This window comes from Natronosalvus amylolyticus (assembly GCF_024298845.1).
Classification (GTDB): domain Archaea; phylum Halobacteriota; class Halobacteria; order Halobacteriales; family Natrialbaceae; genus Natronosalvus; species Natronosalvus amylolyticus.
The window spans coordinates 1567683-1594203 of the sequence record NZ_CP101156.1 but is presented as its reverse complement, the minus strand read 5'-3'; the positions used below and the strand labels follow the sequence as shown (position 1 = coordinate 1594203).

At 60.1% G+C, this 26521-nt stretch carries 26 protein-coding genes, 1 tRNA gene and 2 pseudogenes; 12 read left to right on the top strand and 17 right to left on the bottom strand.

The features are described from left to right. Positions 1-14: 14 nt before the first annotated feature. Both NLK60_RS07555 and ftsZ read left to right on the top strand, forming a co-directional pair. Positions 15-194 (top strand): ribbon-helix-helix domain-containing protein, encoded by a 180-nt coding sequence (locus NLK60_RS07555; RefSeq protein WP_254810273.1) that lies wholly within the window; start codon positions 15-17, stop codon positions 192-194. A gap of 2 nt (positions 195-196) precedes the next feature. Next, a complete protein-coding gene (gene ftsZ / locus NLK60_RS07550) occupies positions 197-1408 on the top strand; it encodes a cell division protein FtsZ (RefSeq protein ID WP_254810272.1) in 1212 nt (403 codons plus the stop codon). Between the two features lie 215 nt (positions 1409-1623). On the opposite strand, the gene NLK60_RS07545 is transcribed toward ftsZ, so the two are convergent. The 6 genes from NLK60_RS07545 to NLK60_RS07520 form a co-directional block, all read right to left on the bottom strand. Then, complete coding sequence (locus tag NLK60_RS07545) at positions 1624-3273, bottom strand: bifunctional N(6)-L-threonylcarbamoyladenine synthase/serine/threonine protein kinase (RefSeq protein WP_254810271.1); 1650 nt, start codon at positions 3271-3273, stop codon at positions 1624-1626. A 54-nt stretch (positions 3274-3327) separates the two neighbouring features. Beyond that, positions 3328-3462 (bottom strand): 30S ribosomal protein S27ae, encoded by a 135-nt coding sequence (locus NLK60_RS07540; RefSeq protein WP_254810270.1) that lies wholly within the window; start codon positions 3460-3462, stop codon positions 3328-3330. 1 nt (position 3463) lies between these two features. Further along, entirely contained in the window at positions 3464-3775 is a 312-nt protein-coding gene (locus tag NLK60_RS07535; RefSeq protein WP_254810269.1) for a 30S ribosomal protein S24e, read from the bottom strand. A 336-nt stretch (positions 3776-4111) separates the two neighbouring features. Then, on the bottom strand, positions 4112-5128 hold the full coding sequence (locus NLK60_RS07530) for a beta propeller repeat protein (RefSeq protein ID WP_254810268.1): 1017 nt from the start codon (positions 5126-5128) through the stop codon (positions 4112-4114). Positions 5129-5480: 352 nt separating this feature from the next. Next, entirely contained in the window at positions 5481-5948 is a 468-nt protein-coding gene (locus NLK60_RS07525; protein ID WP_254810267.1) for a hypothetical protein, read from the bottom strand. Beyond that, positions 5945-6274, bottom strand: a complete 330-nt coding sequence (locus NLK60_RS07520; protein ID WP_254810266.1) for a ribbon-helix-helix domain-containing protein — start codon at positions 6272-6274, stop codon at positions 5945-5947. The genes NLK60_RS07525 and NLK60_RS07520 overlap by 4 nt, the downstream gene beginning before the upstream one ends. A 102-nt stretch (positions 6275-6376) precedes the next feature. Between NLK60_RS07520 and NLK60_RS07515 the strand changes: the two are divergent. The 3 genes and pseudogenes from NLK60_RS07515 to NLK60_RS07505 all read left to right on the top strand — a co-directional run bounded on the left by NLK60_RS07515 (position 6377) and on the right by NLK60_RS07505 (position 8788). Next, positions 6377-7339 (top strand): annotated as a pseudogene (locus NLK60_RS07515) (DUF7983 family protein). Position 7340: 1 nt separating this feature from the next. Continuing rightward, on the top strand, positions 7341-7484 hold the full coding sequence (locus NLK60_RS07510) for a plasmid pRiA4b ORF-3 family protein (RefSeq protein ID WP_254810265.1): 144 nt from the start codon (positions 7341-7343) through the stop codon (positions 7482-7484). Between the two features lie 515 nt (positions 7485-7999). Beyond that, positions 8000-8788, top strand: a complete 789-nt coding sequence (locus tag NLK60_RS07505; protein WP_254810264.1) for a hypothetical protein — start codon at positions 8000-8002, stop codon at positions 8786-8788. 120 nt (positions 8789-8908) lie between these two features. On the opposite strand, the gene NLK60_RS07500 is transcribed toward NLK60_RS07505, so the two are convergent. Then, positions 8909-9481, bottom strand: coding sequence for a hypothetical protein (locus tag NLK60_RS07500; protein WP_254810263.1), 573 nt, complete (start codon positions 9479-9481; stop codon positions 8909-8911). Here NLK60_RS07500 and NLK60_RS07495 point away from each other — a divergent pair. Further along, on the top strand, positions 9460-10083 hold the full coding sequence (locus NLK60_RS07495) for a M48 family metallopeptidase (protein WP_254810262.1): 624 nt from the start codon (positions 9460-9462) through the stop codon (positions 10081-10083). The genes NLK60_RS07500 and NLK60_RS07495 overlap by 22 nt on opposite strands. 285 nt (positions 10084-10368) lie before the next feature. Here NLK60_RS07495 and NLK60_RS07490 read toward each other — a convergent pair whose 3' ends face one another. From NLK60_RS07490 to NLK60_RS07475, 3 genes and pseudogenes are all read right to left on the bottom strand, one after another. Beyond that, positions 10369-10926: a hypothetical protein gene (locus NLK60_RS07490; protein ID WP_254810261.1), complete on the bottom strand. Its 558-nt coding sequence runs from the start codon at positions 10924-10926 to the stop codon at positions 10369-10371. After that, positions 10910-11971: pseudogene (locus tag NLK60_RS07485) on the bottom strand (DUF7845 domain-containing protein). Before NLK60_RS07485 ends, NLK60_RS07490 begins: the two are co-directional and overlap by 17 nt. A 495-nt stretch (positions 11972-12466) precedes the next feature. Beyond that, positions 12467-12621: transfer RNA gene (locus tag NLK60_RS07475), tRNA-Met, on the bottom strand. Between the two features lie 102 nt (positions 12622-12723). Between NLK60_RS07475 and NLK60_RS07470 the strand changes: the two genes are divergently transcribed. Further along, positions 12724-13845 (top strand): DUF7115 domain-containing protein, encoded by a 1122-nt coding sequence (locus tag NLK60_RS07470; protein ID WP_254810258.1) that lies wholly within the window; start codon positions 12724-12726, stop codon positions 13843-13845. Between the two features lie 50 nt (positions 13846-13895). On the opposite strand, the gene NLK60_RS07465 is transcribed toward NLK60_RS07470, so the two are convergent. Beyond that, the gene (locus NLK60_RS07465) at positions 13896-14249 is read right to left on the bottom strand and encodes a DUF5830 family protein (protein WP_254810257.1); all 354 of its coding nucleotides are present in this window, start codon (positions 14247-14249) and stop codon (positions 13896-13898) included. Positions 14250-14439: 190 nt separating this feature from the next. Here NLK60_RS07465 and NLK60_RS07460 point away from each other — a divergent pair, with 190 nt between their 5' ends. Further along, positions 14440-15192 carry a TVP38/TMEM64 family protein gene (locus NLK60_RS07460; RefSeq protein ID WP_254810256.1) on the top strand — a complete coding sequence of 251 codons (753 nt, stop codon included), beginning with the start codon at positions 14440-14442 and terminating at the stop codon, positions 15190-15192. 9 nt (positions 15193-15201) lie between these two features. Here NLK60_RS07460 and NLK60_RS07455 read toward each other — a convergent pair whose 3' ends face one another. Together NLK60_RS07455 and NLK60_RS19505 are read right to left on the bottom strand one after the other, a co-directional pair. Further along, on the bottom strand, positions 15202-15717 hold the full coding sequence (locus tag NLK60_RS07455) for a response regulator transcription factor (RefSeq protein ID WP_254810255.1): 516 nt from the start codon (positions 15715-15717) through the stop codon (positions 15202-15204). A 96-nt stretch (positions 15718-15813) separates the two neighbouring features. Then, complete coding sequence (locus NLK60_RS19505) at positions 15814-15942, bottom strand: HVO_2523 family zinc finger protein (RefSeq protein WP_256530397.1); 129 nt, start codon at positions 15940-15942, stop codon at positions 15814-15816. A gap of 245 nt (positions 15943-16187) precedes the next feature. On the opposite strand from NLK60_RS19505, the gene NLK60_RS07450 reads away from it, so the two are divergent. Further along, on the top strand, positions 16188-17555 hold the full coding sequence (locus NLK60_RS07450) for an aspartate aminotransferase family protein (RefSeq protein ID WP_254810254.1): 1368 nt from the start codon (positions 16188-16190) through the stop codon (positions 17553-17555). A gap of 355 nt (positions 17556-17910) precedes the next feature. Beyond that, a complete protein-coding gene (locus tag NLK60_RS07445; RefSeq protein WP_254810253.1) occupies positions 17911-19539 on the top strand; it encodes a BCCT family transporter in 1629 nt (542 codons plus the stop codon). Positions 19540-19878: 339 nt separating this feature from the next. Here NLK60_RS07445 and NLK60_RS07440 read toward each other — a convergent pair whose 3' ends face one another. Then, positions 19879-20016, bottom strand: coding sequence for a hypothetical protein (locus tag NLK60_RS07440; RefSeq protein WP_254810252.1), 138 nt, complete (start codon positions 20014-20016; stop codon positions 19879-19881). 259 nt (positions 20017-20275) lie between these two features. After that, on the bottom strand, positions 20276-21586 hold the full coding sequence (locus NLK60_RS07435; protein WP_254810251.1) for an amidohydrolase: 1311 nt from the start codon (positions 21584-21586) through the stop codon (positions 20276-20278). Positions 21587-21687: 101 nt separating this feature from the next. On the opposite strand from NLK60_RS07435, the gene NLK60_RS07430 reads away from it, so the two are divergent. Both NLK60_RS07430 and NLK60_RS07425 read left to right on the top strand, forming a co-directional pair. Beyond that, on the top strand, positions 21688-22665 hold the full coding sequence (locus tag NLK60_RS07430) for a D-2-hydroxyacid dehydrogenase (protein WP_254810250.1): 978 nt from the start codon (positions 21688-21690) through the stop codon (positions 22663-22665). A gap of 133 nt (positions 22666-22798) precedes the next feature. After that, entirely contained in the window at positions 22799-23722 is a 924-nt protein-coding gene (locus NLK60_RS07425; RefSeq protein WP_254810249.1) for an EamA family transporter, read from the top strand. 178 nt (positions 23723-23900) lie between these two features. Here NLK60_RS07425 and NLK60_RS07420 read toward each other — a convergent pair whose 3' ends face one another. Together NLK60_RS07420 and NLK60_RS07415 are read right to left on the bottom strand one after the other, a co-directional pair. After that, entirely contained in the window at positions 23901-25079 is a 1179-nt protein-coding gene (locus NLK60_RS07420; protein WP_254810248.1) for a M24 family metallopeptidase, read from the bottom strand. An 80-nt stretch (positions 25080-25159) separates the two neighbouring features. Then, the gene (locus NLK60_RS07415; protein WP_254810247.1) at positions 25160-26503 is read right to left on the bottom strand and encodes a class-III pyridoxal-phosphate-dependent aminotransferase; all 1344 of its coding nucleotides are present in this window, start codon (positions 26501-26503) and stop codon (positions 25160-25162) included. Positions 26504-26521 lie beyond the last annotated feature (18 nt).

The following is a 26521-nucleotide window of genomic DNA, read 5'->3' as shown; positions in this document are numbered from 1 at the left end:
AAGGGAATACAACAATGGAGCGTGTGACACTGCGGATTCCGAAACAGCAGATCGAGGAGGTCGAACAACTGGTCGAAACGGGCGAGTTCCCTAACCGGAGCGAAGCCATTCGATCGGCGGTTCGAGAAATGATTAACGAGCAGCAGGATGCTCGCCACGAAAGCCCGGGTAAACGCGGCTGGGCAAAGGTGTAACTATGCAGGATATTGTCCAGGACGCACTCGAAAACGCGGAAGCAGAGGCTCGAGACATGGATGCCGCACTCGACGATGACGACGAGTTCGGCGATCCTCGAATCGTCATCATCGGGTGTGGTGGTGCCGGGAACAACACGATCAACCGGCTCTATAACATCGGTGTCGAAGGCGCAGATACCATCGCCATCAACACCGACAAACAGCATCTGAAAATGATCGAAGCCGACACGAAGATTCTGGTCGGCAAATCGCTCACCAACGGCCTCGGTGCCGGTGGCGATCCGGATATGGGCGAGCGAGCGACCGAGATGGCCCAGGGAACGATCAAAGACGTTCTCGGCGACGCCGACCTCGTGTTCGTGACGGCTGGCATGGGTGGCGGAACCGGCACGGGTGCCGCTCCCGTTGCCGCCAAGATCGCCAAAGAACAGGGCGCAATCGTCGTCGGCATGGTTTCGACGCCGTTCAACGTCGAGCGTGCCCGGACGGTCAAAGCTGAGGAGGGCCTCGAGCGACTGCGCGAGCAGGCCGACTCGATCATCGTTCTCGATAACAACCGACTGCTCGATTACGTCCCGAATCTGCCAATCGGTAAAGCGTTCTCGGTGATGGATCAGATCATCGCCGAAACGGTCAAAGGTATCTCCGAGACGATCACCCAGCCCTCGCTGATCAACCTGGACTACGCCGACATGTCCACGATTATGAATCAGGGTGGCGTCGCGGTGATGCTCGTCGGCGAGACCCAGGATAAGAACAAAACCGAGGAAGTCGTTCGCGATGCGATGAACCATCCGTTGCTCGACGTCGACTATCGCGGTGCCTCGGGCGGACTCGTTCACATTACTGGCGGTCCGGATCTTACCCTGAAAGAGGCCGAAGGAATCGCAGACAACATCACCGAGCGCCTCGAGGCCAGTGCAAACGTCATCTGGGGGGCCCGGATCCAGGAGAACTACAAGGGCAAGGTCCGCGTGATGGCTATCATGACGGGCGTCCAGAGCGCACAGGTCCTCGGTCCGAGTACGCAAAAACAGGCCGACAAATCGCGTGCCAGCATTGAGGGGCTGAGTGATGCGGACTTCGACGCAAGCACAAACGTCGAAGGAACGAGCCAGACCCAGACGGGTCGAGGATCCGGCTACGGCGCACAGAGCGACGGTGGCCGCGACCAGCTCGAGCGCAACAACGGCGTCGACGTCATCAGATAATCCGCTGGCGATTCTGTTTTCACGTAATTTTATCGAAGCGGCTGCGCTTGCGTGTGTCGATCGTCCTATCGCACTCGAGCGTGTTAGAATCGTCTCGAAAATTGGCCCTGTATTACGCGGCTTCCCGACCCCGTCTCAGAGGGATCGTTGTCCCTGATTACCGGTCAGCGACGCACCGAAGTGGTCGCTGACTGGAAGTGATTACACGAATCCTCTCACTCGACGTACCGGCCTCGAGTCTCGATCTCGCGCAGTCGCTCGAGGATGCGTTGATCGCCGACCGATCGGTACCCCTCTCGGAGGTCGTCACGGAGTGGTTCGGGGTCGGCGGCGGTGCCGACGAGACTCTGATCGAAGATGTGGAGGTCCATCGCGTAGTCTTCGACGTGGTCGGTGTGATAGCCCAGGCCAAAGTCGATCAGATAGGTGCGGTCGTCGCCGACGCGAACGTTGCGCGTGGTTGGATCACCGTGAACGAACCCGGCTCGGTGAATCGTTGCCAGCGAGCGGCCAACCGAGCGCACACGGGCTGGTGTCAGTGCGTCCCGCAGGTCACAGTCGCCGACGTACTCGAACTCGAGGGTTGCATGTTTCCTGTCGACGTCGGTAACGACGGGAGTCGCCACGCCGTGTCGACGGGCGAGGCTCGTCAGCCTGGCCTCGAGAGTCGTCCGGTCACGGCGGAGTCGTGCGTCGAGTTCGGGATGGCGATAGGCTTTCTCGAGGCGTCGTTTGCGAACCCGCCCCTCGGTCGGCTCGATGGTGAGGTGTGCTTCGGCGCCCTGTGTAGTGTACTCGGTCGAATCCGTCGTTGCGGCGATACCGACCGACTCCTCCTCGAGTGTCCGTGGGGATCGCCAGGTGACCGGAACCTGGTCGGGTCGGAAGTTCGGGTCGACCCGTGAGTTTTCGACCGACAGCGTGTCCCCGGAATCGTACATTTTGGCACCCAGAACGGCGATCATCCCGGCGTTGTCACCCAACAGACGGGGTTCGGGGGCGTAAAACTCGGCTCCACGGTTAGCACACATAGTCTCGAGCATCTCACGCAAGCGGGCGTTCCGGCCGACCCCGCCACCAAGGACGAGTTCGTCACAGCCGGTCAGCGAGAGGGCGCGTTCGGAAACTTCGGTCAGCATGGCGAAGATGGTCTCCTGAAGGGCAAAACAGACGTCCTCGACCGCGTGGCCGTCGTCGACGGCGTCTTTCGCGGCGGACATGATGCCCGAAAACGAGAAGTCCATTCCCTTGACGACGTAGGGGAGGTCGATGTACTCGCCGTCTTTCGCGGCTTGCTCGACTTTGGGGCCGCCGGGGTGGGACCAGCCGATGTGGCGCGTAAACTTGTCGATAGCGTTGCCGACGCCGGTGTCCATCGTCTCGCCTAGAACGCGATAGCGGCCGTTTCGAAACGCCAGGAGATGCGCGTTTGCACCGCTGGCGTTCAGACAGATCGGATCGTCGAACCCGGACTCGTGGCGGCCGATCTCCAGATGGGCGACCATGTGATTGACGCCGACCAGGGGCACCTCGAGGGTTGCCGCCAGCGCGCGCGCTGCGGTGGCGACGATGCGTAAACAAGGGCCGAGCCCGGGGCCGCGGGCGAACGCGATGGCGTCGATGGCGGCCCGATTGTCGACGGTTTCGTCCTCGGGAGCCGTCTCGATGGCGTGCTCGAGCACCGTCTCGATCACCTGTGGGATTGCCTCGGCCATGTGCTCGGCGGCTTCACGTGGGTGAATGCCGCCGCTATCGGGTTCGTATGCGTCGCTTTCGATGTGGAGAGTGTCGGATTCGGTATCGAAAAGCGCCGCACTGGCCGCCCAGGCGGTGCCCTCGATACCGAGAATGCGTGTTTCGTTCACGAGTCAGTGTCGGGGCAAGGTCAAAACGCGAGAAGTGTGTCGACTCGAGTCGGGTTACTCCCACTCGGTGTAGCCACACTTGCCACAGTGTTTGCGGTCGCCGTGGTCGGCGAGGAAGGTGTCGCCACACCGTGGGCAGGCGTCGCGCTGGGCCGTACCGTCGTCGGCGTAGATTTCGTAGTGTGCCATCTCAGGCCTCCTCCGCCTCGGCGTCTGCTTCTTCGCTGACGATCTTGTTGCGGTCGAGCATGTGGTCCTGTTCGACTTCGGTCGCGTGGGCAGACGTCTCGTAGACTTTCGCGTAGCCGACGGTTTTGCGCATGCCGAATTTGGTGTCGAGTTTCCGGATGACGACCTCGTCGGCGTCCTTGTTCAGTTTGGCGGCGAGACTGTCACGAACCTGGAGCCGAGAGGGCGTAGCCTCCTCGTGGACCAGTTCGAACGTGACGTCCGTGCGGTGCAACATCGGATTCTCGTCTTCGGAGATGATGTCGACTTCCATGATATCACTCAGTTACTCTACTATGTCCGTGTTGCGCCTAAAAGGATTTCGAACCGGGGGGACTGTGACAGGTTCACATAGATACCGCCCATCTCGATGCGGTGTCTCGAGCTTCGAACCGAGGCTTTAGCGTCTGTGTCCGCTCCGTATGCTCACTTGGCTTACAATAGTGTGAAATAGTGTTTCAATACTATATTAGTAGCTATTCTGTAGCAAAAGATGTCGCACTGGATTTTCCTCGCTCGAGTTACTACCAGTCCGGTATAGGGGGCTGTTGTCGTCTCTCCTCGCTCAGCGATTACCCGGTTCGTCGGTCACCGATTCCACCACTCCCTGTCACGGAACGACGGCCAGCCCTCGAGGCGTCAGTTCCTCGAGTTCATCGTCCCACGCGACCGGGACCCGCCCCCAGGAATCGCCGAAGTCGCTCGAGGCGAACAGGCCGCGGTTGGTGGCGGCGTAGACGGTTTCGTGCTCGCGGTCCGCCTCGAGGATCGATCGGACGACACCCTCGCCCATCGGCAGGCCACGTCCGTCCAGTCGCTCCCAGTCGGCGTTGCTCGCTGGCTTGCGATACACGTAGGCGTCGGCGTTCTCCGGCGTGTGCGCACGCGAAGCACCGCTCGCACTCGAGACCAGGACGCGGTCGGGGTCGGCGGGATGTGGACACACCGACCAGCAGTAGCGATGGTCGAGACCTGCTTGCGGGTGCGACCAGGTTTCGCCCCCGTCGTCGCTCATCGCATACCCGTCGCCCGCTGCCGTGTATACACGTCCTTCGCGTTCCGGATGGGTCGCCAGACTATGGTTGTCGATGCGGGAGCCATCCGGGCGCTCTCGCCAGCTATCGGCCCCTTCGTCGCGGATGACGAACGCACCTGCCTCGATGCCGACGTAGAGGCGGTCGGGGTCGAACGGGTCGACCTCGAGCCAGCGGACGTGGTGGGTGTCGGGTCTGGGCGGGAAGTACCACTCCGATTCGGAGGGTAGGTCGGTGAGGCCCTCGAGGTGTTCGAACGAGTCGCCGCCATCCCTCGAGCGGTACACGCGGCTGGGTTCGGTGCCGACGTACACGGTGTCTGCGTCGTGGGGGCTAATCGTGACGGACATGACGGCGTCGCTTTCGAATATCGGTGGCTCGAGTCGGTCGAAGGACTCGCCGCCGTCGCTCGAGCGAAACAGTCCGTCGTCGAACGTGCCGACGAACACGCGTTCGGGGGCGTCGGGAGAGACGGCGACGCACTCGAGGTGGTGGTCCTCGAGGTGGACCTGTGTCGATGGATCGTTTCGTGGCGTTGTATCGTCGTCGTACACGAGCAGACGGTCTCGAAGTGCTGTGTAAACACGGGTCATACAGTCCATTCGGGGCGTGGCCTCTTCGACCCGTCGACTGTTGAAGGACGTTGTCCGGATCGATTCGACTGTTGGAGGGCGATGTCCGGATTGGTTTCGGAGACGAGTCAAAACGAGAACCGACTCGTGAAGTGGCTTTAGGTTTCGCGTTTCGCGATGTGGTACTCAGTTGTCAGTGTACTCACTCGAGGTGGCTGCTGTCGATGTTCGAGCGCGACCACTGAAAAGTCGACTGCCCGGGGAGAGCATTACACCAGAGGTTTACATACCCACAATTTAAACGTCGGTGATTTTCATCGAGTCACCAATTATCCGGACTCGAGTGTCGGGTACTGCGGGAATAAGGGGGTTCTCAGTCAACATGCTCGAGAGTGAGTTCTGGAAGGTTATACTCAACCGGAGAGAACGTAGCGAAATCGGCATCATTGGTGAAAACCGTCGGTTCCCGATCGCGATGCTCGAATCCCAGAACGACGATCGGGATGTCTTTCGGCTGTACGCCGGTAATTCTGGCGAGGAGCCGGGTGTGAACGTTCGCTCGACGTTCGTCGAGTAGCGAGTTGGTGACATCGCGACTCGAGGGGGGTTCGATGAGTCCGGTCATTCGGGTAAGCCGAGTCAGAAATAACGTCTTTAGCTCGTCTCGTTCCCTCGCTGTTAGCCCAGGTGTCCGATCGAACGCGTTGAGCGCTTCTTGCACCATATAGGCGTTGATCGCCGATATCGTCTCCCCTCGTTCGATCTCGTCGAGAAGCCGGGCTGCTCGGTCGTTCGTCCCAAGTGTTCCGAAAACCCAGAGGTTCGTGTCGAGGATCTTCACGCGTGATCGGCGTACTCGTCGGCTGTTTCTTCACGAGCGGCTGCAACCGCGTCTGCGACCTCCTCTTCGTCGACACGCTGGCGAAGATCGTCGAGTCGGCCGTGCAGTTCGTCGTCACTCACCGGCTCCTGCTCGGCGCGAGCGAGTAACTGCTCGACGCGGAGCGCCGCGATCGCCGGCTCGTTGTTTAGTTCGATCAGGTGGCGACGGACGGACTCCTTGATGAACTCGCTCTTGTTCGTGTAGACACCCGTCTCCTCGAGGAACTGCTCGAGCTCCCGATCGAGTTCTTCGGGAAACTTGACGCTGACGTTGGCGTACTTCATGGTAATACCATGGTAGTACAAACAAATAAAGGTACGGTCGACCGCCTTAGTCGGCCGAGAGCGCCGCGAAGGGTTTTACTGCGCTATGCGTATGGTTTACGCATGACCTTCGCGTCCACGTGGGGAAATGTACTTGACGAGTGTGAGGCACTCGAGGATAACGCGATACTCATCACACCGTTATCCGGCCAGCGATTTCGGATCACCGACGTCTAAGAGCATCGTGTTGTCGTCGAGTTTACCGGCTCCGGAGAGTCACGACCGTTCCAGCGGGATCAGTTTGAAACGCTTGTCGACCGCGTCCGAAGCGAAGTTGGCGGGTTCGAACTCGATCGACTCCCACCGGAGGCCGATCCGATTCCGGCAGTCATGAGCCTGCACCCGCGTTTCGAGATTGACAAACAGACCGGCACGCTTCGCGAAACCGATGAACCGACACCCTCCCAATTCGTCCGGGGTGTCTCTCCCAGTGTCGAAACAGAACGCACAGCGCCAGATCTCGATATCTATTCGGATGCGCTCTTGCTCATCGATGCCCTTGAGCAGTACGACGTGACCGAACTGGAGGAACTACCAACGCCATCGCTGATAAATCTCTACACGCTCCTCTCGGACGTCCAGCGAGACGCCGACGATCTCCGGGGTGACGTTGCGACTGTCCTCTTAGACCGCGTCCATCACGACCAACCCGTCCACGGGCAGTTCGGTTCCGTTCAGCGGACCAGTCGGACCTACCGATCACTCCGCGACGAAGACAAAGTCCTCGAAACGCTCGAGGAAGCAGGTATCCCTCGCGAACGAGTCACCAGCGTCGATTCGTCGAAGGTAGGCGAAGCACTCGAGGTGACCGAGTTGGCACCATCGGACGTCTACGAGATCGAAGAGCGCGAGTACGTCCGGAAAGCCGAGGTCAACGAGGAGGAAAAGGAGAGCCGGTTGCAGGGCCTCAAAGACCGGCTGGCTGCGACGGAAGGGGCCGAAGCCGAGGTACTTCGCGAGGAGATCGAGGAGTTGGAAAGACGCATCAACGACCTCACGAGCTTCCGATCCGGCGCGGAGGTGTGAGATGACTGCCTATCGCTTCCGTGTCAAACTCGAGTGGGATCCGACTTCGTTGTGGCGCGATATCGTCGTCGGAGAGGACCGAACACTTGCAGAGTTCCAGGCGATAATCAACGAGTCAATGGGACTCAACCAGGCCCATCTGTAGTTTTTTGGCGCGGATCAAGACTACTGGCAAAGCACAGTGAAGTACCAGCGACCGGAAGAGTACGAGAACCTCCCGAGCGGTGAGCCGATGGGGTGGGACGAGGTGGTGTACAACGCAGGGAAAATAGAACGTGAATCCCGAAGGGGTCGGGTTTCGGCCCATGTAGCCAACGTGAGAGACCCACTCACAAATATTGAAGGATTTTTAGATTCGATATGTACGATTAGTTGTTACTATCTGCCGAAGAGCGTCTCAATCCATAATTGTCAATTTCCGAGTGGGAATTGGACGTGTTCTGGAAGAGGGCCGGAACGCTGGTTCCCGACGATCGCGAGAGGCGAGAGTGGCTCCGCATCAAGGGTGGTACGCTTACCGCCAAAGCAGTCACTTTCGATGCAGCCGAACCCTCTTTTCGAGGGCTTCAACGGGAATGACGGCTGCGAAGGTCCGGGGTATTTTTCTCGCCAATGCACGAAATGGAAATATTAATATTCTAATCTAATAGGTGCGTAAGTATGAACCGTTGGGTTTTGATCGGGATCGTTGCAATCCTGCTGGTGTTCGCTGGGGTCGCGACTACGTTCGTGCTCCCCCTGAGCGTTGATTCGACGGGCGGGCCGTTCGAACTTGGCCAGTCCGAGTCGTACGTCTCCTCAGGGAAAATATCGACAGATGAAGTGGGGCTATTGATCGCGCACGAAGCCACGGTCCTCGCCGACGACGACGCACACCTCACGTTCGAGTACGAGAACAGGACCGTCGAACAATTCTACGACGACGGAACAGTCTATACAAAATACGAGGGCCACGTCGACGACGAGGAATGGATGGCGTCGACTGAGCCCACCGACGTCGAGGAGGTATACTTCGGAGAGCATGAGGACAGGTTTGTCCGAATCACTACGGAAAACGGAACCGTCGACTCCTCTTCCTCTCATATGTTGTTTGTGCGTATGGAGACCAGACACCTGCTGTCGGTTCCCGCGTACGAGCGCGTCAACGAGCAGGGTGACCGGACGGGCTACGCGCCGTCTTCGACGTGGACCAAAATGGAATCGGGGACGATGCGTGCAACTCCTGAGTCGGGTGAACTCAGCGTCGACACAGAAACCGGCGTCCTGCGAGAGGCGTCGCTACGGTATCAGTTGACTGAGGCTTCATCGTACGGGGAGTATCTGCTCCGGCCAGGCAATACGACGACGGTAAACGTACAATACGAGTACGACCCTGGCCCCAGTGTCGACGACATCGAGACACCCGCGTGGGTAGAGCAGTGTGTCGAGAACGATCACTGTGAGTTCTAGACGGAACCGGATCGACTCCCACAACGGCACGTACCCGGTTCCAGACGCTGGAACTGAACCCGCGCCCCGGTAGCCACTTCCGGTCAGGCCGACCCACGCCGGGCGGAGCGGGTTCGTGGGTTACCCCTCGCAGATTTCCAGATCCTCACCGGTGTCGACGCTCTTGATCCCGAACGGGAGCGCGACGACCGCCTCGTCAGATTCGTCGTCCACGACGGTGACCACGAGATCAAAGGACCCGGTTTCGTTGAACGCCAGTTCCCGAGTGAGGTCGAAATCGAGGTCCGGCGGGAACTCGATCGGTTCGTCCGTGAGTTCGCCGACCAGCGTGCCGTCGTCCTCCTCGAGGCCGTCCACCGGAAGGCAACCGCCTTCTTCGACGATCTCGACGACATGGAGGCGTGTCTCCAGACGCTCGAGCCCGAAGACATCCGTATCGAGTTTAAGAACGCCTACAAGCGATTCTCGCAGCTGATGGACGTCGTCCTTCCGGACCCGATGGCGAACCCGTACAAAGAGGATCTCGACCGGCTCAGCGAGATTTTCGCCCGCGCAAAAGAGCGCTACCGGGACGACTCGATGAACCTCGAAGGCTGCGGTGAGAAGGTTCGTGAACTCAAATCGAGTGGAGTCCTGACCGCTCCACGATCGGGCTCTCGATGGACGGTTCCATGGAGTTGGCCGTCCGGGCACCGACCAGTGCAACGGTGGATGACGTCGAGGACGTACTCGAAAAGAAGAAGCAGTGGATTCTCGAGACGCTATACGGCCTAGTCGAACAGGACGACCCGCCGCTGGACAAGGAGTACCTGAGCAGTGAGAAACTCCTTTATAACGGTCGTCGGTATCGGCTTCGAGTCGAGGAGTCCTCGGTGATTGAACCGGAACTCATCTTCGACGGAAATCGATTCGATCTACTCGTTCCTGAAAATGATGCTATCAATACACGCCGAAAGCGGCAGGCGGTTGTCGACTGGTATGTTACCGAAGCGACTCAGAAACTCCCCAAGCGAGCGGACGATTACATCCAAAAGTTGGGTATCGACGACATCGAGATCGAAGTGACGACGCTCCAACGTCGGTGGGGAGAGTATCGACCGGGACACGTTTCACTCCATTCGCGGCTGATTCTCGCACCGCGTAAGATTCAGGATTACGTTGTCGCGCACGAACTCGCCCATTTTAGGCACGAAGAACACTCGGACGCGTTCTGGAATACGGTCGGAACGTTGGTTCCCGATTATCGCGAGAGGCGAGAGTGGCTCCGTGTCAAGGGTAGTACGCTCACCGTCTAAACCGTCACTCTCGAAGCAGTTGAGAAGCAGTTGAACCTTCGCTTCGAGTGTTTCAACTGGAACGTCGGCTGCGGAGGTGCGGGGTATTTTTCTCGCCCGTGCCCTTAGGCACACTCCCTAAGGGGGATGTCCCACTGCCTGGGACGAAACCCGCCTGTCCAACGACTGAAAGGGACGCTGAAAGCACTCCAGACGAAGATACCCCCCCTCTCTCGCGACACGAAACCGGCAAAAGAAGCCTTGTTTTAGTGGGCTATTACAGTGTTGCCACTCACGAAGACAGCGCTATCTGAGCGTTGGTTTCACCTTCCCGACTTCCCACGCATCGCCTCCGGCTCGCCACTTCACCGTTGCCTCGAGCAGTTCACCAGGATCTCGACCGTCACGGTGCCAGTCATCTACACCTTCGGAAAGAACCTCTTGGAGATTCGGATACGAGGTACTCTTGAGCCGTGAGAGAATCGTATCGATTCGAACCGTCGGCTGATTCTCGTCAGTCACGTCGGTGATCTTCGCGGCGTACTTCTGACACCACTTCTGCCAGGCGCTCGAAGCGGCTTGGCGCGTTTCGAGGTCGAGAATCTTCGCGGCGCGATCTGCTGCGTTCTCGATCTGGTGCTCGGTGCTCTCGACGATCGCAGCGATCTCTTGCTCGTACTTCTTGCTCGCGAACGAAACCGAAGCACCTTCATTTCGAACGATTCCGTGGAGGCGCTCGAGTGCTCGGTAGATCGTACTGATTCCTCGCTCAGTGTTGTTCGCTATCTGTTGGGGGTGTTGCTCGCCGCCGTCGGTCACGAGCGTCTCGAGGACTTCCACGTCGCTCTCACAGAGGTCTCGCAAGACGGTAATGAGGAGCGTCCTGGTTCGCCTCCATCTCCGGCGTCGGATCAGCGACGAGCGGAACCGATTCGTCGGCTGGCTGCACATCAAAGTGCTTGTCCGGGATGTACGTCGTCTGATCGGCTTGGACGGGGACGTCACTCCAGTAAAGCACGTTGATGAGCGTCTCGTCGATCTCTCGGCGCAGCTGTTGGCGATCGCCCCAAGCGAAGGCATGACCCGTCAGCGACTTCTTCAACAGAACGCCGACCTTGGGGTGGTAGAGTGGGTCACTCTCGTCTTTCGTCCGGACGTGTTTCGGATGGTAGTGCTTGATCTGTTTGCCGTACCGGTGGCCTGAGATGAGCCGTTTGGCGTCCTCTTTCGGCAAGACAATTCGGTGGTTGTAACCGACGACGTCCTCGTTGTCGATCTTGTACTCGACTTTACTGTCCTTCTCCGTCGCACAGAGGAGCAAGAGCCGCTGCATAGCCCCACCGCGACCGACGAGCTTCTGACTCCAGTTCCGGTTCAGGCGAACGTAGCGCTCGTATGTCGTGATGTTGCTCATCTCATGAACCGAACTGGCGAAGTATTCTGGGTTGACGTAGATGTCACCCTCGAGGGCGAGCACCTGAACGAACTGCGGGAGCAACGCGAGGAACTCGTCCGGCTCGAGGTTCGATCCCGAGAACCGGACGTTGATGCCCTCGTCTTCGGGAATGTGATCGAACGGCGTCGAAACCGGCTCGCCCGTTTCGTAGTGGCGCATGTCGGTGAACCGGGGCTGAATCAAGTAGTTCGCCTTCCGCTCTCCTTGGCCCTAAGCGCCGATCCGGAACTCGTAGAGCCGGTCTCCGCCAATGGAGTCCTCGAGCCGGGGCGCGATCCCGCTCTTCTGGTAGGTGAGCGTGAGCGTCCACTCCTCGCCATCGATCTCCGTCTCGATCTCGCCGGAGTAGCCACCGAAGCCGGACGTGAGCAATTTCCCGACGATCCAGTACGGGCTCAGGCCGTTCTCGGTGAAGATGAGGTTGCCCTCGCACTCGTGCGGGGCCGTCGCCACGTGGCTCACGGCGCACCTCCGTCGACGAGATCACTGCGAAGACGAGTGTCGCAGTACGGACAGAAGTATCGCCGAGCACCGGAAACGAAGACGATCCGGATCGAACGCCCGCAGGATCGGTTGGGGCACTCGGTTACCGTCTCCCCGGGTTCATCCAGTCGACGGGCAGGTTGGTCGTGACGCGCTCGAGCGGTCACCGTTCCCACCTCCGCCAGGTGACCACCGGTGTCGGAGGAGACGAAACGATCGCGAGTTGCCTAACGACCGAAAAGCGACAGTATCCGGAATAAACGCTACACTGGGTAGTCGTTAGGGCATGATAATAATTTGATAAGTGCCCGGGGAGGGCTCCGAACCACGGAACGACTCACCTCGTTCGTCGTTCCTGCCTTCACCTCGCGTCGCTCGGTGAAGACCACCGGGTTCGTCGCCTCTTCCGGGCACCCCTTTTAGACTCGTCACTCACTCCGTTCGTGACTTCGTGTAGAAAGGAAGTGCCCGGGGAGGGCTCCGAACCCTCGATCTCCGCATGTCCCAGGTTCGAGGCTCGGCAGTCCTCGTATGGGGGACACGCAGGCTTCCAAGGCGAAACCGCACCGAATCTCTGAACCCTATGAGTGCGGCGCTATGTCCAGCTAAGCCACCCGGGCTCACTCTCCGCTTGTGCGCTGTGTTTCTTTAACCTTCCCATTCGACCCCGGCGTGCAATCCGTACCCACGGATTTATGACGAGGTCGTGCGAATTTCGCCGCATGACCGTTCCCGGAATCGTCCAGTCGACGCTCGAGGGCGAGGAGATCGCCACCCGTGTCGGGCTCGGTGGCGACGACGAACTGTTTATTACCCCCTCGAAAACCATTATCTATCGCGCCGATGGCCTTCTCAGCGACGAATCCGTCGATAGCTTCCCCCACGAAGCCGATCGACTCACGCTTTCTGAAGGCCGCCGAAAAACCCGATTCACGCTCGAGTACCCACTGGAGGGGACCCGCGAGTTTACCATCCCCGCAAAACGCACCGACGACGTCTTACATCCCGTCCTCGCGGGCGTCCTCAACGGCAACGGAATAACCGAACCCGGTGAAACCGTCCTCCAGACGTTCCGCTTTAGCGAACTGACCGTCATCCTCACGAGTCACCGCCTCGTCAAACACATCGGCGAGGCCGTCTGGGACGGCGATTTCGAGCAATACGGGTACGAATCCGTCACCAACCTCTCGTTCGAACCCGGGAGCGTCGCCACACAGATCGTCCTCGAGACCGACGGGCGACAACAGCGATTCAAAACCCCGAACGACCGCGCGGGCGAGGTTCGTGAACGCCTCGAGCGCGCCCTGTTTACGTATTACGACGTCGACTCGCTAGAGGAACTCAACGCCACAGTTGCCGAAGACGATGGTGATGGGGAGCCAGCAGAAGCGTCTCGTTCCGCTGTCGATTTCGGCGTCGGTGTTGACCCGCTGGATGCCAACCCACCGGAACTCGATGCTGACGGGGCGATTGCCGACGACCAATCAGGGGCAGACCCATCGGCTACCGCCGAGTCGACTGCCGTACAGACGGACACGCCGAACGATACCTCGAGTGACCCGCTTGGCGACACCACAAACGGTCCCCGCACAGGCTCGCCGACGACCGAGCGAGCGACGGGTGCGAGCAACGTTGGAGAGGACCCCTTCGAGTCCCCCACACTCGAGGCGGTCGACGAGAGTCAGGGATCGACCGAGTCGTCCCCGCCAACGCCCCGGACGGACCCCGAACTGCTCGAGCGAATCGAGGTGCTCGAGGAGACGGTCTCGAAACAGACCGAACAGATTGCCGCCCAACAGGAGACTATCGAGCAACTGATCGAAGAGTTACGCCGCGGCCGGTAAGGTTTCCCAGCGCCGGTACTCGACGCCCTCGTCACCAACCGATTTTCCTGTCACTCCCGCCCGGTAACTTTCCGAATACACGACGAGCCGAACGGCCCCAGTTCGCCGGCCTCGAGTTTGAGAAAGTAGCCCGTCGAGAGGCTCGAGCCACAGCGTCGGCAGGAAAAATCGCCCTCTTTGGTCACGACCTGTTCCTCGAAGCGAACGTACTGTCGGCTTTTGACGCGGACGATACCCTCCTCGCGTTCGATCAACCCCCGAAGTTCAGCTTCATCGAGGATCGTTCGGGCAACGATGGGGTCGTTCGTGATCGTCTCAATTCGGTCGACCACCTCGGGCAACGGCAGTGACTCGTATTCGAGTCGCTCGAGCAGAGCGAGACCGAGTTCGACGCGCTCGTCCATCGATCCTGAGTGACCTGCGAGTGTGCTTAAACATTGTGTCGGCGACCGCGCCGGATATCGAGTTGTAGACCTGCTGGATACCTCCAACGGGCACGCTTCGATCGAGAGTGACACAACGTATTGAAGGTGATACAAAACACCGGGAGAGGCACAAAGGTTTCAACGGCCGGGTTCGAACGCCCGCGTGTCGATGCAGCGTATCGGATCGGTTCGTGTCGTCGTGGGTACGCTACTGGTCGGTATCGTGCTTCTCGGCGCCCTGATTGTTTCTCCAACGGCCACCGTGGCGGCGCTCGACGGCATCGTCACCGACCCGACTACGTTTGCGCTTCTCGTGATCGGACTCTACGTCTTCCGGCCACTGTTTGCGTGGCCGACGACGCCACTCGCAGTCGTCGTCGGATACGGCTACGGACTGACGCAGGGCGTTCCGATTGCATTGCTCGGCGTCGCTTTTACCGTGTTGCCGACGTTCGGGGTCGCTCGGTGGCTCCTCGAGCGAGACGCGAAAACCGGTTCAGCCGAGCACGCTGGTCCGTCGGTTTCGAGTCCCGAACGTACCGCCGGAACCGGTCGATTCGACACACTTCTCGAGCGGAGCCACGACGTGGTCACTGGCTACTACGAGAACGCCGGGCCAATTCGTGGTGTCATTGCCTCGCGGTTAGCGCCGATTCCGTCCGATATCGCGACGTGTGCTGCAGCCGCAAGCGGTGTCTCGAGTCGTCAGCTCGTCGCCGGGACGGTAATCGGTGAACTCCCGTGGACGGTGGCAGCCGTCGCCCTCGGTGCGTCTGCGGCTTCGCTCACGGGTGCAATGGAGCAAGGGACGAACGGCGAGTACGGCCTGGTGTTGGCCCTGTTTTGTACGGCTACAGCCGGGATGCTTCTCGGGCCGACGCTGTATCGAGCGCTTCGCCACCGTGGCGAGGTCGTCCAGTAAGCGTCCTGATCACCCGTCTTCGACGAGTGCATCACTCATCTCTTTGAGGTCGGCCTCGAGTTGCTGGTAGGTTTCCGTTTCCTCGAGTTCCTCGAGGTCCAGTTCGTCTTCGAGAGTTTCCATCTTGTTCGAGAGTGCCTCGAGTTCTCGGCGGCCGTTCTGGGTGTAGCGAGACTGCACGCGCAGGTTTTCGATGATTCGGGTGAGCTGCATTCGTGAGACGGGCTTGGTCACGTAGTCGTCGATGTCGAGTTCGACGATGTCCAGTCCGGGGTCGACGGCAGTCACCATGATGATCCAGCAATCGTGGCCGCGACGCCGGATTTCGGCGAGGACTTCGTCGCCCGTCAGATCCGGCATATGACGGTCGAGCAAGACGACGTCGACGTCCGTATCGATCTGCTCGAGTGCCGACTGCCCGTCGTAGGCCGTTTTGACGTGATAGCTGTCGTCGACCCAGGTAGCGTACAGGTCGGTTATCTCTCGCTCGTCGTCGACGACGAGGATGGTCGGTTGGGTAGACATAGGGCGGTAGTTGTCGAGAAAAGGATGATAGACGGTGTAATCGTTGCGGTCAACTCAGTTGGTGAGTCGGGCCACTCGACTTATCGTACGCAGTGATCACCGGAAGGGGTCAGAACAGTCGTAGATGACGCCGTGTTGTGGACACACGTACTTACAGTGGCGCTTGTAGAGGGACGCCTCACAGCGCGGACAGGGTGGACCGTCATCGCGTGCAGGTTCCGCCATTGGTCGTTCGTTTGTGCCTCGAGTAGCATGATGGCATCGGTCAACGGGCGGCCTACCGGTTTCAGCGCAGTCAGTCATCGGGGGTTCCACGGTGGCCTATCGGGAACGCCCCAGCACGCGCCTATCGAGTGGTTTGAGGTGCCCGCCTGTCACGCGTCTCGAGCGGTGATTCGCCCCGTATTTCGATTATCCAACGATGATAACTGCTGACAACTTATTTGTGACTGGTTCGCATGCTGTGGGTCATGTCCACCGGACCACCGATCGACGAACTCCACTTTGCGGACGCCCCTGCCGTCGATACCGTTCCCGGCCCCAGGTCCCGAACCCTGCTCGAGAAGCAACGCGAGATCGACAGCAGCGCCGTCGCATATCCGAACAACATTCCGCTTGCGTTCGAGGCTGGAAAGGGAGCCACGATCCGGGACGTCGACGGGAACACGTTCATCGATATGTTCGCCGGAATCGGCGTCCTCAACGTCGGGCACGCAAACCCGTACGTCGTCGAAGCCATCCACGAACAGATGGACAAACTCGTCCATACGGTCGATTTCCCGACCGATGCGCGCCTCGAACTGATCGAGAAACTCGACGAAATCGCACCGGGGTCGCTCGCCGGGAACAATCGCGTCGTCTTCGGCGGCCCGACCGGGAGTGATGCGATAGAAGCTTCGATAAAACTCGCGAAGTACAACACGGGCGGCGACGGACTGATCGCGTTCCGCGGCGGGTATCACGGGCCGACGAGCGGGGCGATGAGTCTGAGTTCGAACAGAAAATTCAAGCGTCACTACACGCCGTTGCTCCCCGATGTCGTCCACGCGCCTTATCCGTACGCGTTCGCACAGGGAAAAACCCCTGACGAGGCGACGAAAGATGCCCTCGAGGAGGTTCGAGCGATCGTCGAAGACCCATACAGCGGTCTCGCGAACCCGGCGGGTATCTTCGTCGAACCGATTCAGGGTGAAGGCGGCGTGGTCGTCCCACAGACGGCCTTTCTCGAGGGACTCAGGGAAATTGCTGACGACAACGGGTTGCCGTTGATATTCGACGAAATCCAGAGCGGCATCGGCCGGACCGGAGAGTGGTTCGCCGCCGACCACTTCGACGTGACACCCGACGTCATGACGATGGCGAAAGCGCTCGGCGGCAACGGACTGCCGCTCTCGGCGACGATGTACCGGGAGGAACTCGATACCTGGGGGCCGGGTGATCACGCTGGCACGTACCGCGGTCACGTGACGGCGATGGTCGGCGGTATCCGCGCCATAGAGTACATTCAGGCCCACGACTTACTGGCCCACGCTCGAGAACTCGGTGACCACATCCGTGGTCGACTCGAGGAAGTCGCGGATACGAACCCGATGCTCGGTGAGGTGCGTGGGAAAGGATTGTTTATCGGGGCCGAGTTCGTCGACGGGGATGGGACTCCGGCGGGCGAAACGGTTGCGGCGATTCAACAGTACTGTTACGAACATGGCGTGCTGGTCTGGACTGCCGGTCGCCACGACAGCATCGTCCGACTACTGCCACCGCTCGTGTTAACCCGCGAACTGGCCGACGTTGCGCTGGACGTACTCGTTGAGGCGATTGCGGCGGCGACCACCCGGTGACGTGACAGCGGGTAATCGGTTGCTGCCTTTCGGTCGAAGCGTCATCGCTTCAACGTCACTCAGCCTCACTCGATATGCCCTACATTACTCCATGCTCGAAGACGTCCACGACCGGCCCCCTATTGATTCATCGGGCACTGACTTTTGGCCAGGCGTGTAGATTCTCTTCAAATTTTGTAACAATCATGATAAGGACACGATACCAACTTCTGCAGATTGCAATTCTAGTCATACTTAAGGAGAGGTATGTGGTGTGTGCGTGTCATGGTGCCAATTAACACTCGGGGAATTGGTGTACTATCAGACGAGAATCGTATTCGTTTGACCGACTGGGCCGTTCGAGGCGGTGATTACGATGTCTAACCGCGATGATCTCGGCGCTGTCGGCCGTTTCCGTGAGGAACTCGACCCCATCGTGTTCCTGTTTGGTGCGGGACTGACCGTCGGCGTGATAGCGACGTTTTTCATCAGCCGTTCGACCCTGGATTGGGCCATCAGTGGCCTCAACACGTTCTTCCTGGAGTACCTCAACTGGGCGCTGCTGGTGATCGTGTTTCTGGTCGTGGTCTTCCTCCTCTTTCTCATACTGGGGCCGTGGGGGAAAATCAAATTCGGCGACGATCCACCGGAGTATAGCTTCCTCTCGTTTTTCGCGATGTTGTACTCCGCAGGCTTCGCTGCAGGTGTGGTCTTTTGGGGACCGACAGAGGCACTGTTTTACTACGATAATCCATCCCCACTGTTCGACGTCTCGAGCCAGTCCGGACCGGCCATGGCTGTTGCTGTTCAACAGACACTGTTCCACTGGGCGCTACCCCAGTTGGCCGTGTTCACGATAATGGGCATTGCTATCGGCTACTTCGCGTACAACTACGAGAACGTACCACTGCGAGTGTCTTCAGCACTGACGCCGATTCTGGGCAAGGAAAACCTCGACGGGCCGGCCGCGAAAGCGATCGATATCCTCGCCGTGTTCGCAACCATCGGTGGCGTTGCGACGTCGCTCGGATTCATCGGCAGTCAGTTCGTCACTGGACTCGACTACCAGTGGGGTATCGACCTGGGCGACACGGGCATCTTACTCGTCGTCACGACGATGACGCTCCTGTTTACGATTTCGATGGTTCTGGGGGTCAACCGCGGCATCCGCCGACTCTCGAACTTCAACATGATTTTATTCGTGATTTTGCTTCTAGCGACGTTCATCGTTGGACCGACGATTTTCCTCGTCCTGCTCGGCACGCAGGCGCTCAGCGGGATGGTCACGAACTTCGTTTCCATGAGCCTCTACACCGGTGCGGGTACCGAGGGAGGCACCCAGTGGATGAACGATTGGACCGTGTTCTACTGGGCGTGGGCGCTCTCGTGGTCGCCGTTCGCCGGCCTGTTCATCGCTCGTATCTCTCGTGGGCGAACCGTTCGGGAAGTTGCGTTCACGGGTATCGTCGCCACGTCGGCGGCGACGATTCCGTGGTTCGTCTCTCTCGGCGGTACCGCGCTGTATGCACAGCACAACGAGATCGCCGACTTTAGCTCCGTCATGGCGTTCGAGCAGGGTGCGGAGGTCACTGGCTTCATCCTGTTCGAGGCGTTCCCGCTCGGAACGGTGTTCATGATCGCGTTCTTGATACTCGTAACCACGTTCTTCATCACCTCTGCGGACTCCTCGACGCTCGCGGTGTCGATGATGACGACCGGCGGGAAAGCGAGACCATCGAACATCAACCGAGTCTTCTGGGGTATCGTCCTCGGGATGACGGCGGCAATCCTGATGATACAGGGTGGCGTCGAGGCACTCCAGTCGGCCGCCATCATCACCGGCGGACCGTTCGCGTTCGTGTGCTTCCTGGCTATGCTCGGGCTGATCAAACACTTCACCTCGACGTACGGTCGCGTCTTGTTGCAAGAAGAGACGACGCTCATCGGCTCGAGTGACACGCCGCCGACGGTCGGCGGTGCCGCACAATCGAGCGACGACGACTGACCGAGAGCGCCACTCTCGTCGCTCCATCGAGTTCTCGTTCTGGGAACCTGCCTTTTCGGACGGGTGCCATTTTCGGTCTGTTCTTGAGGTTCGCGCCAGTGTCGGTCTGGAGCCCTCTCCCATGAGCGTAGCGACAACCGGCCACTCTGATACGGTTTCCTGTCGTCTCACAGGTGATGGTTGCAGCTGACTACCGCTCGAGCGTCTCGAGTTGCTGGTCTCGGGAGGTCTCCTGTTACTGACCTCGAGTGACCTAAATAGGTACGACAAAAAGCAATTACCGTCGTTCGGGAGTGCCGTCGGCCGTTCAAAACATCGGTCTGGCGGATACTCCTGCCGTTATCGACGAAGCATTGCGATGAAGCGCTCGAGGTATGCCGTGAATTCGACAGTTGGCGTGCCTGGCAGGTATATTTCCGGTTCTTCTTGGTCGATCGGCACGTTGGTAATCGGATCTCTGGATTCAGTCTCGTCCATACGACGTCTTTGAACTGCGCGAATTTATGCATTCGCAAATATAGTTTTTAGATAGTGAATCAACAATCGTTATTGTGAAATGCTCCCGTGGCAGTTTCGTTCAGAGATATCCATTCGTCGTCGATCAACCCGCTCAGCGACCACCAGCGCGACAACGGATTGGCGGCTTCCTTCGAGCAGTGACGTTCCAGAGGTTGACAGACCTGGGTGATACAAGTGCGAATGTTCGACGCGACGTATCGGGTACCGAGTCGAACGGTTACAATTGTACGTCCTCGAGTCGACGGGTCGCCCCTATCAGGACGTCCGCGGCGATCTCGAGGCTCCGCTCGTCGACGTCGAAGTGCGGTCGGTGATGGCTGTCCGGGTGGTCGGTACCGACGATCAGGTAGGCGGCGAATCCGCCGGACTCCTGGACGCGTCGCATGAGGAAGGTTGCGTCCTCGCTCGCGCCAAACGGTGCGGTTCGGATGGGTTCGTCCACCCCGTCGGTTTCTGCGGCAACGTCGTACACCAGTTCGACCAGGGCCTCGTCGCTGTCGGCTCTCGGGGACTCGCTCACCACCTCGAACTCGAGTTCACAGCCGTGCATGCTGGCAGCGGACTCGAACGTCCGGCGGAGTTCACCCTTCATGTACTCCATCAACTCCGTCGTTTCGCCGCGGGCTTCGGCCACGACGTCCGCTCGTTCGGCGATCACGTTGCTCGCGGTTCCGGCCTCAATCTGACCGACGTTGACCCGCGTCATGCCATCGCCGTGCCTGGGGATCCCGTAGGCGTTTTGCACGGCCGTCGCCACTGCCTGGATCGCGTTTCGCCCCTCGTTGGGTTCCTTTCCGGCGTGGGCTGATTCTCCCAGGATCGAGGCTTCGACGTGGCTCATCGCCAGGGGCTTCACGATGCCGGCGACCACCCGCCCCGTCGGATGGCCGAGACCGACGTGGACGGCAAGCAGATAATCCAGTTCGTCGGCATACGGCCCTTCTGCCATCGGTTTCCCCCCGCCAGCCTCCTCTTCGGCGGGCTGGAAGAAGACCGTGAACGTGCCACCGAAGTCGCTCTCGAGAACGCCCTCGAGGACGGCCAGTCCGATGGTCATGTGCGCATCGTGTCCGCAGGCGTGCATCAGCCCCTCGTGTTCGGAGCGAAACCCCTCGGATGCGGGCTCGTGGTCCTCGTCTTCGGCCTCTTCGACGAACAGCCCGTCGATGTCGACGCGAAGGCCGACCGACGGTCCGTCGCCTCGAGACACCCTGGCAACCACGCCGGTGTACCCTCCGCGCGTCGCCTCGAGAACGTCCTCGCGGGCGCCACGCTCTCGAGCACGAGTGAACCACGTCTCGAGGGACTCGTCGTCCGGAACCGCCATCCTGGCGTCGGGGTCCATCGCGGCCGGGCCGACGGCGATCTCGTCGATGCCGCCTGTCCCTGCCGCCTCGCTTCGCGCATCGATGCCCTCGAGTTCGTCGACGAGCAGGCTCGTGGTGTAAAACTCCCGCCAACCGGGTTCGGGGTAGCGGTGGAACCGTCGTCTGATCGCCCGCAGGTTATCGCGAACCGTTCGAGTCATCTATGCGGTTCGTTACCACGACAACACACTTAACTACGCCATCGATACCGTGTCACGCCACGGCAACCCCTTTTATCGGCCCTTCTCGCGTGTTGATATCTATGCACGATTCACCGCCGAACGTCGTCGTTCTCCGTGAGGGGACCGAAGGACTGCCGACGAAGCCGTACGCCGACCTGCTGGCCGAGCGATTGCCCGAGCACGAGGTTCGCCACGCACCGACGCCGCAGGCGGAACGCGAACTCGTCGAACGGGCACCGGTCGTCACGGGCGTCCGTATCGACGAGGCCTTGCTCGAGCGCGCCGAGAACCTCGAACTCTTCGCCTGCTCGTTCGCGGGCACGGATCACCTCCCGATGGAGGCGTTCCGCGATCGCGGCGTGATCGTCACCAACGCCGGCGGGATTCACGCCCCGGGTATCGCCGAGCAAGCCCTCGGCAACATGCTTGTCTTCGCCAGACGACTCCACGAGGGATGGCGGCGAAAGCAAAATCGAGAGTGGCGACACTTCCAGTCGTTCGAACTGACGGGGTCGACGGTCACCGTCGTCGGCCTCGGCTCCATCGGCACCGAACTCGTCGCCCGACTCGAGGGCTTTTCGGTCGAAACTATCGGCGTCAGATACAGTCCGGAGAAAGGCGGGCCGACGGACGAGGTGATCGGCTTCGACGAGGACGCCATCCACGACGCGCTCGCCCGAACTGACTACCTCGTGATCGCCTGTCCGCTGACCGACACCACCCGCGGACTGTTCGGCGAGGACGAGTTCGCGACGCTCCCACCTGACGCCGTCGTCGTCAACACCGCTCGCGGTCCGATACTCGACACCGAGGCGCTGGTAGCGGCCATCCAGTCCAACGAAATTCGCGGGGCCGCTCTGGACGTTACCGACCCCGAACCGCTTCCCGCTGACCATCCGCTCTGGGGTTTCGAGAACGTCCTTATTACACCACACACCGGGGGACACACGCCCAAACACTGGGACAGACTGGCAGACATCGTCGCGAGGAACGTCACCGCGCTCGAGGAAACGGAGTCGGTGGCTGGCCTCGAGAACGTCGTGTATGCACCAACGTAGCCACTGCACACAGAAACGACTGCTAAACCCGTTTCAGGGTCATATTATTGCGTCGCGTGTGTAAATTGTCGCACTGGCTAACAGACGGTCGCGTGACGGACAGTATATCAGGGGGCATCTCCGAAGACCGTGTATGGCCGTCGAACTGACCGGGATCACGCTCGGACTGGTTCTCGCGAGCGGATCGGCCGTGTTGTGGGCCGCCCAGTTTCTGTGTATCCGCCTGGGGACGGACAACGGCCAGGTGACTGATGCGGTGTTGGTGACGCTGTTGTCGAACGTCGTTCTGTTGACTCCGATAGTCCTCGTTCTCTACGCTGGGGAACTCTCGACGCTGTTTACTCCATACTCGATCCTTTCGTTTGCCGCTGCTGGCGTCGCTGGTTCGCTCGTGGCCCGGTTGCTCATGTACCGCAGCATCGAGACGATCGGAGCGAGTCGGACGTCGCCGGTTATCTCCGCGAACGTCTTCTTTGCGACCGTCCTCGCCGTCGTCTTTCTGGACGAACGGCTGACTGGAACGCACCTCCTCGGCATCGTTCTCATCGTCGGCGGCGTCGCCGTCATCTCCTGGGAGACGGCGTCCTCGGCCGAACCGGATCAATCCCTTCGCGACCTCGGCCTCTCGCTGGCGCTGCCGATTGGCGCGGCGGCCGCTATCGGCGTCGAGCCAATTTTCGTCTCGATGGGACTCACAGCGGGAACGCCCGCTATTCCTGGGGTCTTGTTGATGACGTTCGTTGGCACGATCGGGTTTGCTGGCTATCTGGTCTGGCACCGCGCGCCGGTTCGGGTTCCCTTGAAAAGCGCGACGATGGGCTGGTACCTGGGTGCCGGCGTCTCGAGCACCTTCGCGCTCGTCGCATACTTCGCTGCTCTCGAGGTCGCACCTGTCGTCGTGGTCGTTCCGCTGTTGCAGACTACGCCGTTGCTCGTGGTCGTCCTCTCTGCACTGTTTCTCCCCCAGCGACTCGAGAAGGTCACGCCCGCGGTGATCGCAGCGGCCGCCGTCGTCGTCATCGGAGCGGCGCTGGTGTCGATATCTGGCTCGTTGTGACCCCCTCGCCGTCTTGAAAGGGCGTGACGAGACGCGCCGCCTCCCGTTGCACCCGAAAACGTAGAGCGTGTTCGAGGACGAGGATTCCGAAGGGGTAGTAATACGCTGTTATCCACGGTAGTTTGTCGGCTACAATCTTGGTTACCGCCGAAACGGCCCTGTCGATACGTCCACTCGATCACACCGAAAACAGTTCCTGCGGAAAGGACGAAAAGCGCTCTGCGCCCGTACTCGTCACCCGGAACGGCTCGCTGATTTCGACGCCAAACTCGTCGAACCAGATGCCGGGAATCATGTGGAACGTCATATTCTCCTCGAGCACCGTCTCGTCGCCCGGACGAAGGCTCGCAGTGTGTTCACCCCAGTCTGGCGGATAGCCACAGCCCATCGAGTATCCGATTCGAGACGCCTTTTCGATGCCGTGTTCGGCAATGGTTTCCCGCCAGGCCAGTTCCACCGCCTCGCAGGTGACGCCCGGTTCGGCAACCTCGAGTGCGGCGTTTAGCCCCTCGACGACGACGTCGGCAACGCGCTGCATCTCCTCGGAGGGGTCTCCAACGACGGCCGTCCGCGCCAGCGGGGCGTGATACCGATGGCGACAGCCGGAGAGTTCGATGATGACGGGGTCGCCTGCCTCGAACGCCTCGTCAGACCAGGTCAGGTGTGGCGTGCCCGTGTGTTCGCCCGAGGGCATCAACGGGACGATGGCGGGGTAATCGCCCCCTATACCCTCCACGCCGTCGATCAAGGTGTGATAGATCTCCGCGGCGACCGTCGATTCGGGGACGCCCGGTGCCAGCGCATCGAGGCCCGCCTGCATCGCCGCATCGGAAATCTCGACAGCCTGCTCGATGTACTCGAGTTCCCGCTCTGACTTGACGATCCGCACCTCGTTCACCAGCAGCGTTGCGTCGGTGAAGGTCGCATGGGGAAGTTCCCGCTCGAGTCGCTCGTGTGACCGGGCGGTGTAGTAGTAGGCGTCCATCTCGACGCCGATTTCCGTTCGTTCCCGTCCCATCTCCTCGAGGACTGTCGCGACGTAGTCCATGGGGTGTTTGTCGACGGGCGACTGGACGTGGTCGTCACTGTAGGATCTGATGTGCTCGTGATCGATCCACACCGTCGCCTTCGCCCCGTTTGCGTCCATTTCGCGGCCGATCCACACCGGCTGGTCGTGTTCGAGCGAGACGACGACTCCCTGGTGGACGTAAAACGACCAGCCATCGTAACCGGTGAGATAGTTCATGTTTGCGGGGTCGGTGACGAACAGCGTCTCGAGACCGGCCTCCCGCATCCGTTCTTTCGTCGCGTCGACCCGGCGCTCGTACTCCTCTGGCTCGAACGGTGTGGTTGTCATTGACAGTCAGTCGAACCATCCATACCCGCATAATAGTTTTCCTGCGTCTCAACTCGACCGATTGGATGGCCCAGCGCGAGTTAGCTCGCGGCCTCGATGGATTCGAGTAACAGGTCTGCACCGAGGTCGACCTCTCGTTCGGTAACGTCGAGCGGGGGCAACAGCCTGATCGCTTTTTTGCCACAGCCAAGCGTGAGCAGGCCGCGCGTGACGGCTTCTTCGACGACCGCATTTCTCCGTTTGGTGGAGTCAAACTCGACAGCTATCATGAGTCCGCGTCCACGAACGTCGACGACTCCTGCCGGTTCTGCCTCGCGAAGTCGCGTTTTCATGTGTTTCCCGCGGTTGACGGCGTTGTCACACAGGTCGTACTCCTCGATGGCCTCGATGGTTAGCGCTCCCTGGAGCGCCGACAGGACGTCGCCGCCGCCCCACGTCGAGCCGATTCGGTTTTTCTCGGCGGGGAAGACGTCCGCCCGCGATATCGTGGCTCCGACCCGCAGCGCCTTGCCGGCGGCGATAACGTCGGGTTCGATCGGGTACTGATCGGCGGCCCACATCGTTCCGGTGCGTCCCATTCCGGCCTGAATCTCGTCGACGATCAGGCGGATGTCGTAGGTGTCACAGATGCGAGCAACTTCCGTCATGAACGCTTCGCTCGGGAAATTGTAGCCGCCAACACCCTGAACGGGCTCGAGAACCACGAACGAAATTTCCGACGGATCGAGGTAGCCACCCTCGGGCTCGAGCAATCGCCCAAGCTGGGACCGTTCGCCGGCGAAAAAACCACACGAACACGTTTTGGCGGTACAGTTTCGGTCCTCACAGAACGGGACGGTTCTGGACCCTGCAAGCTCCGGATACGATCGTGTGTATACCGATTTGGTGCGGGTCATCGAGAGGGTTCCCAGCGTTCGCCCGTGGAACCCACCGACGAACGTGACGCCGTACTTGGGGGCTTTGGCGGTCGTATGGGCGATTTTCATCGCGTTTTCGACGGCCTCGGCTCCGCTGTTACAGAGAAAGACCGTATCCATGTCGTAGTGACTCGAGATGTCGACGAGTCGATCCATCAGCTGACTCGGGCCAGGATGAGACGGCTCCTCGGGCGAAGGACCGGCGCCGACGTAGAAATCTTGACCCGCGATTTTCATCGGGTCACCGAGTTCGAACTCGGCCATCGGCTCGAGGATTTTCGGATTGTCGTAGCCAAGCGGCGCAGCGCCGATGTGGCAGGTAAAATCGAGGAATACGTTTCCGTCGACGTCCGTACAAAACGGGCCCGCTGCGGGTGCGGTTCGATCCCAGACGAATTCGTGGGAGTACTCACTCGGGGCGGCGTTGCGGTGGTGGTATTCGATCCACGAACGCGCTGCCTCGCCCGGGACAGTACGCACCGTTGGCTCTACTACGTCCCGATCCATAGGCAGAAATCGCGAATA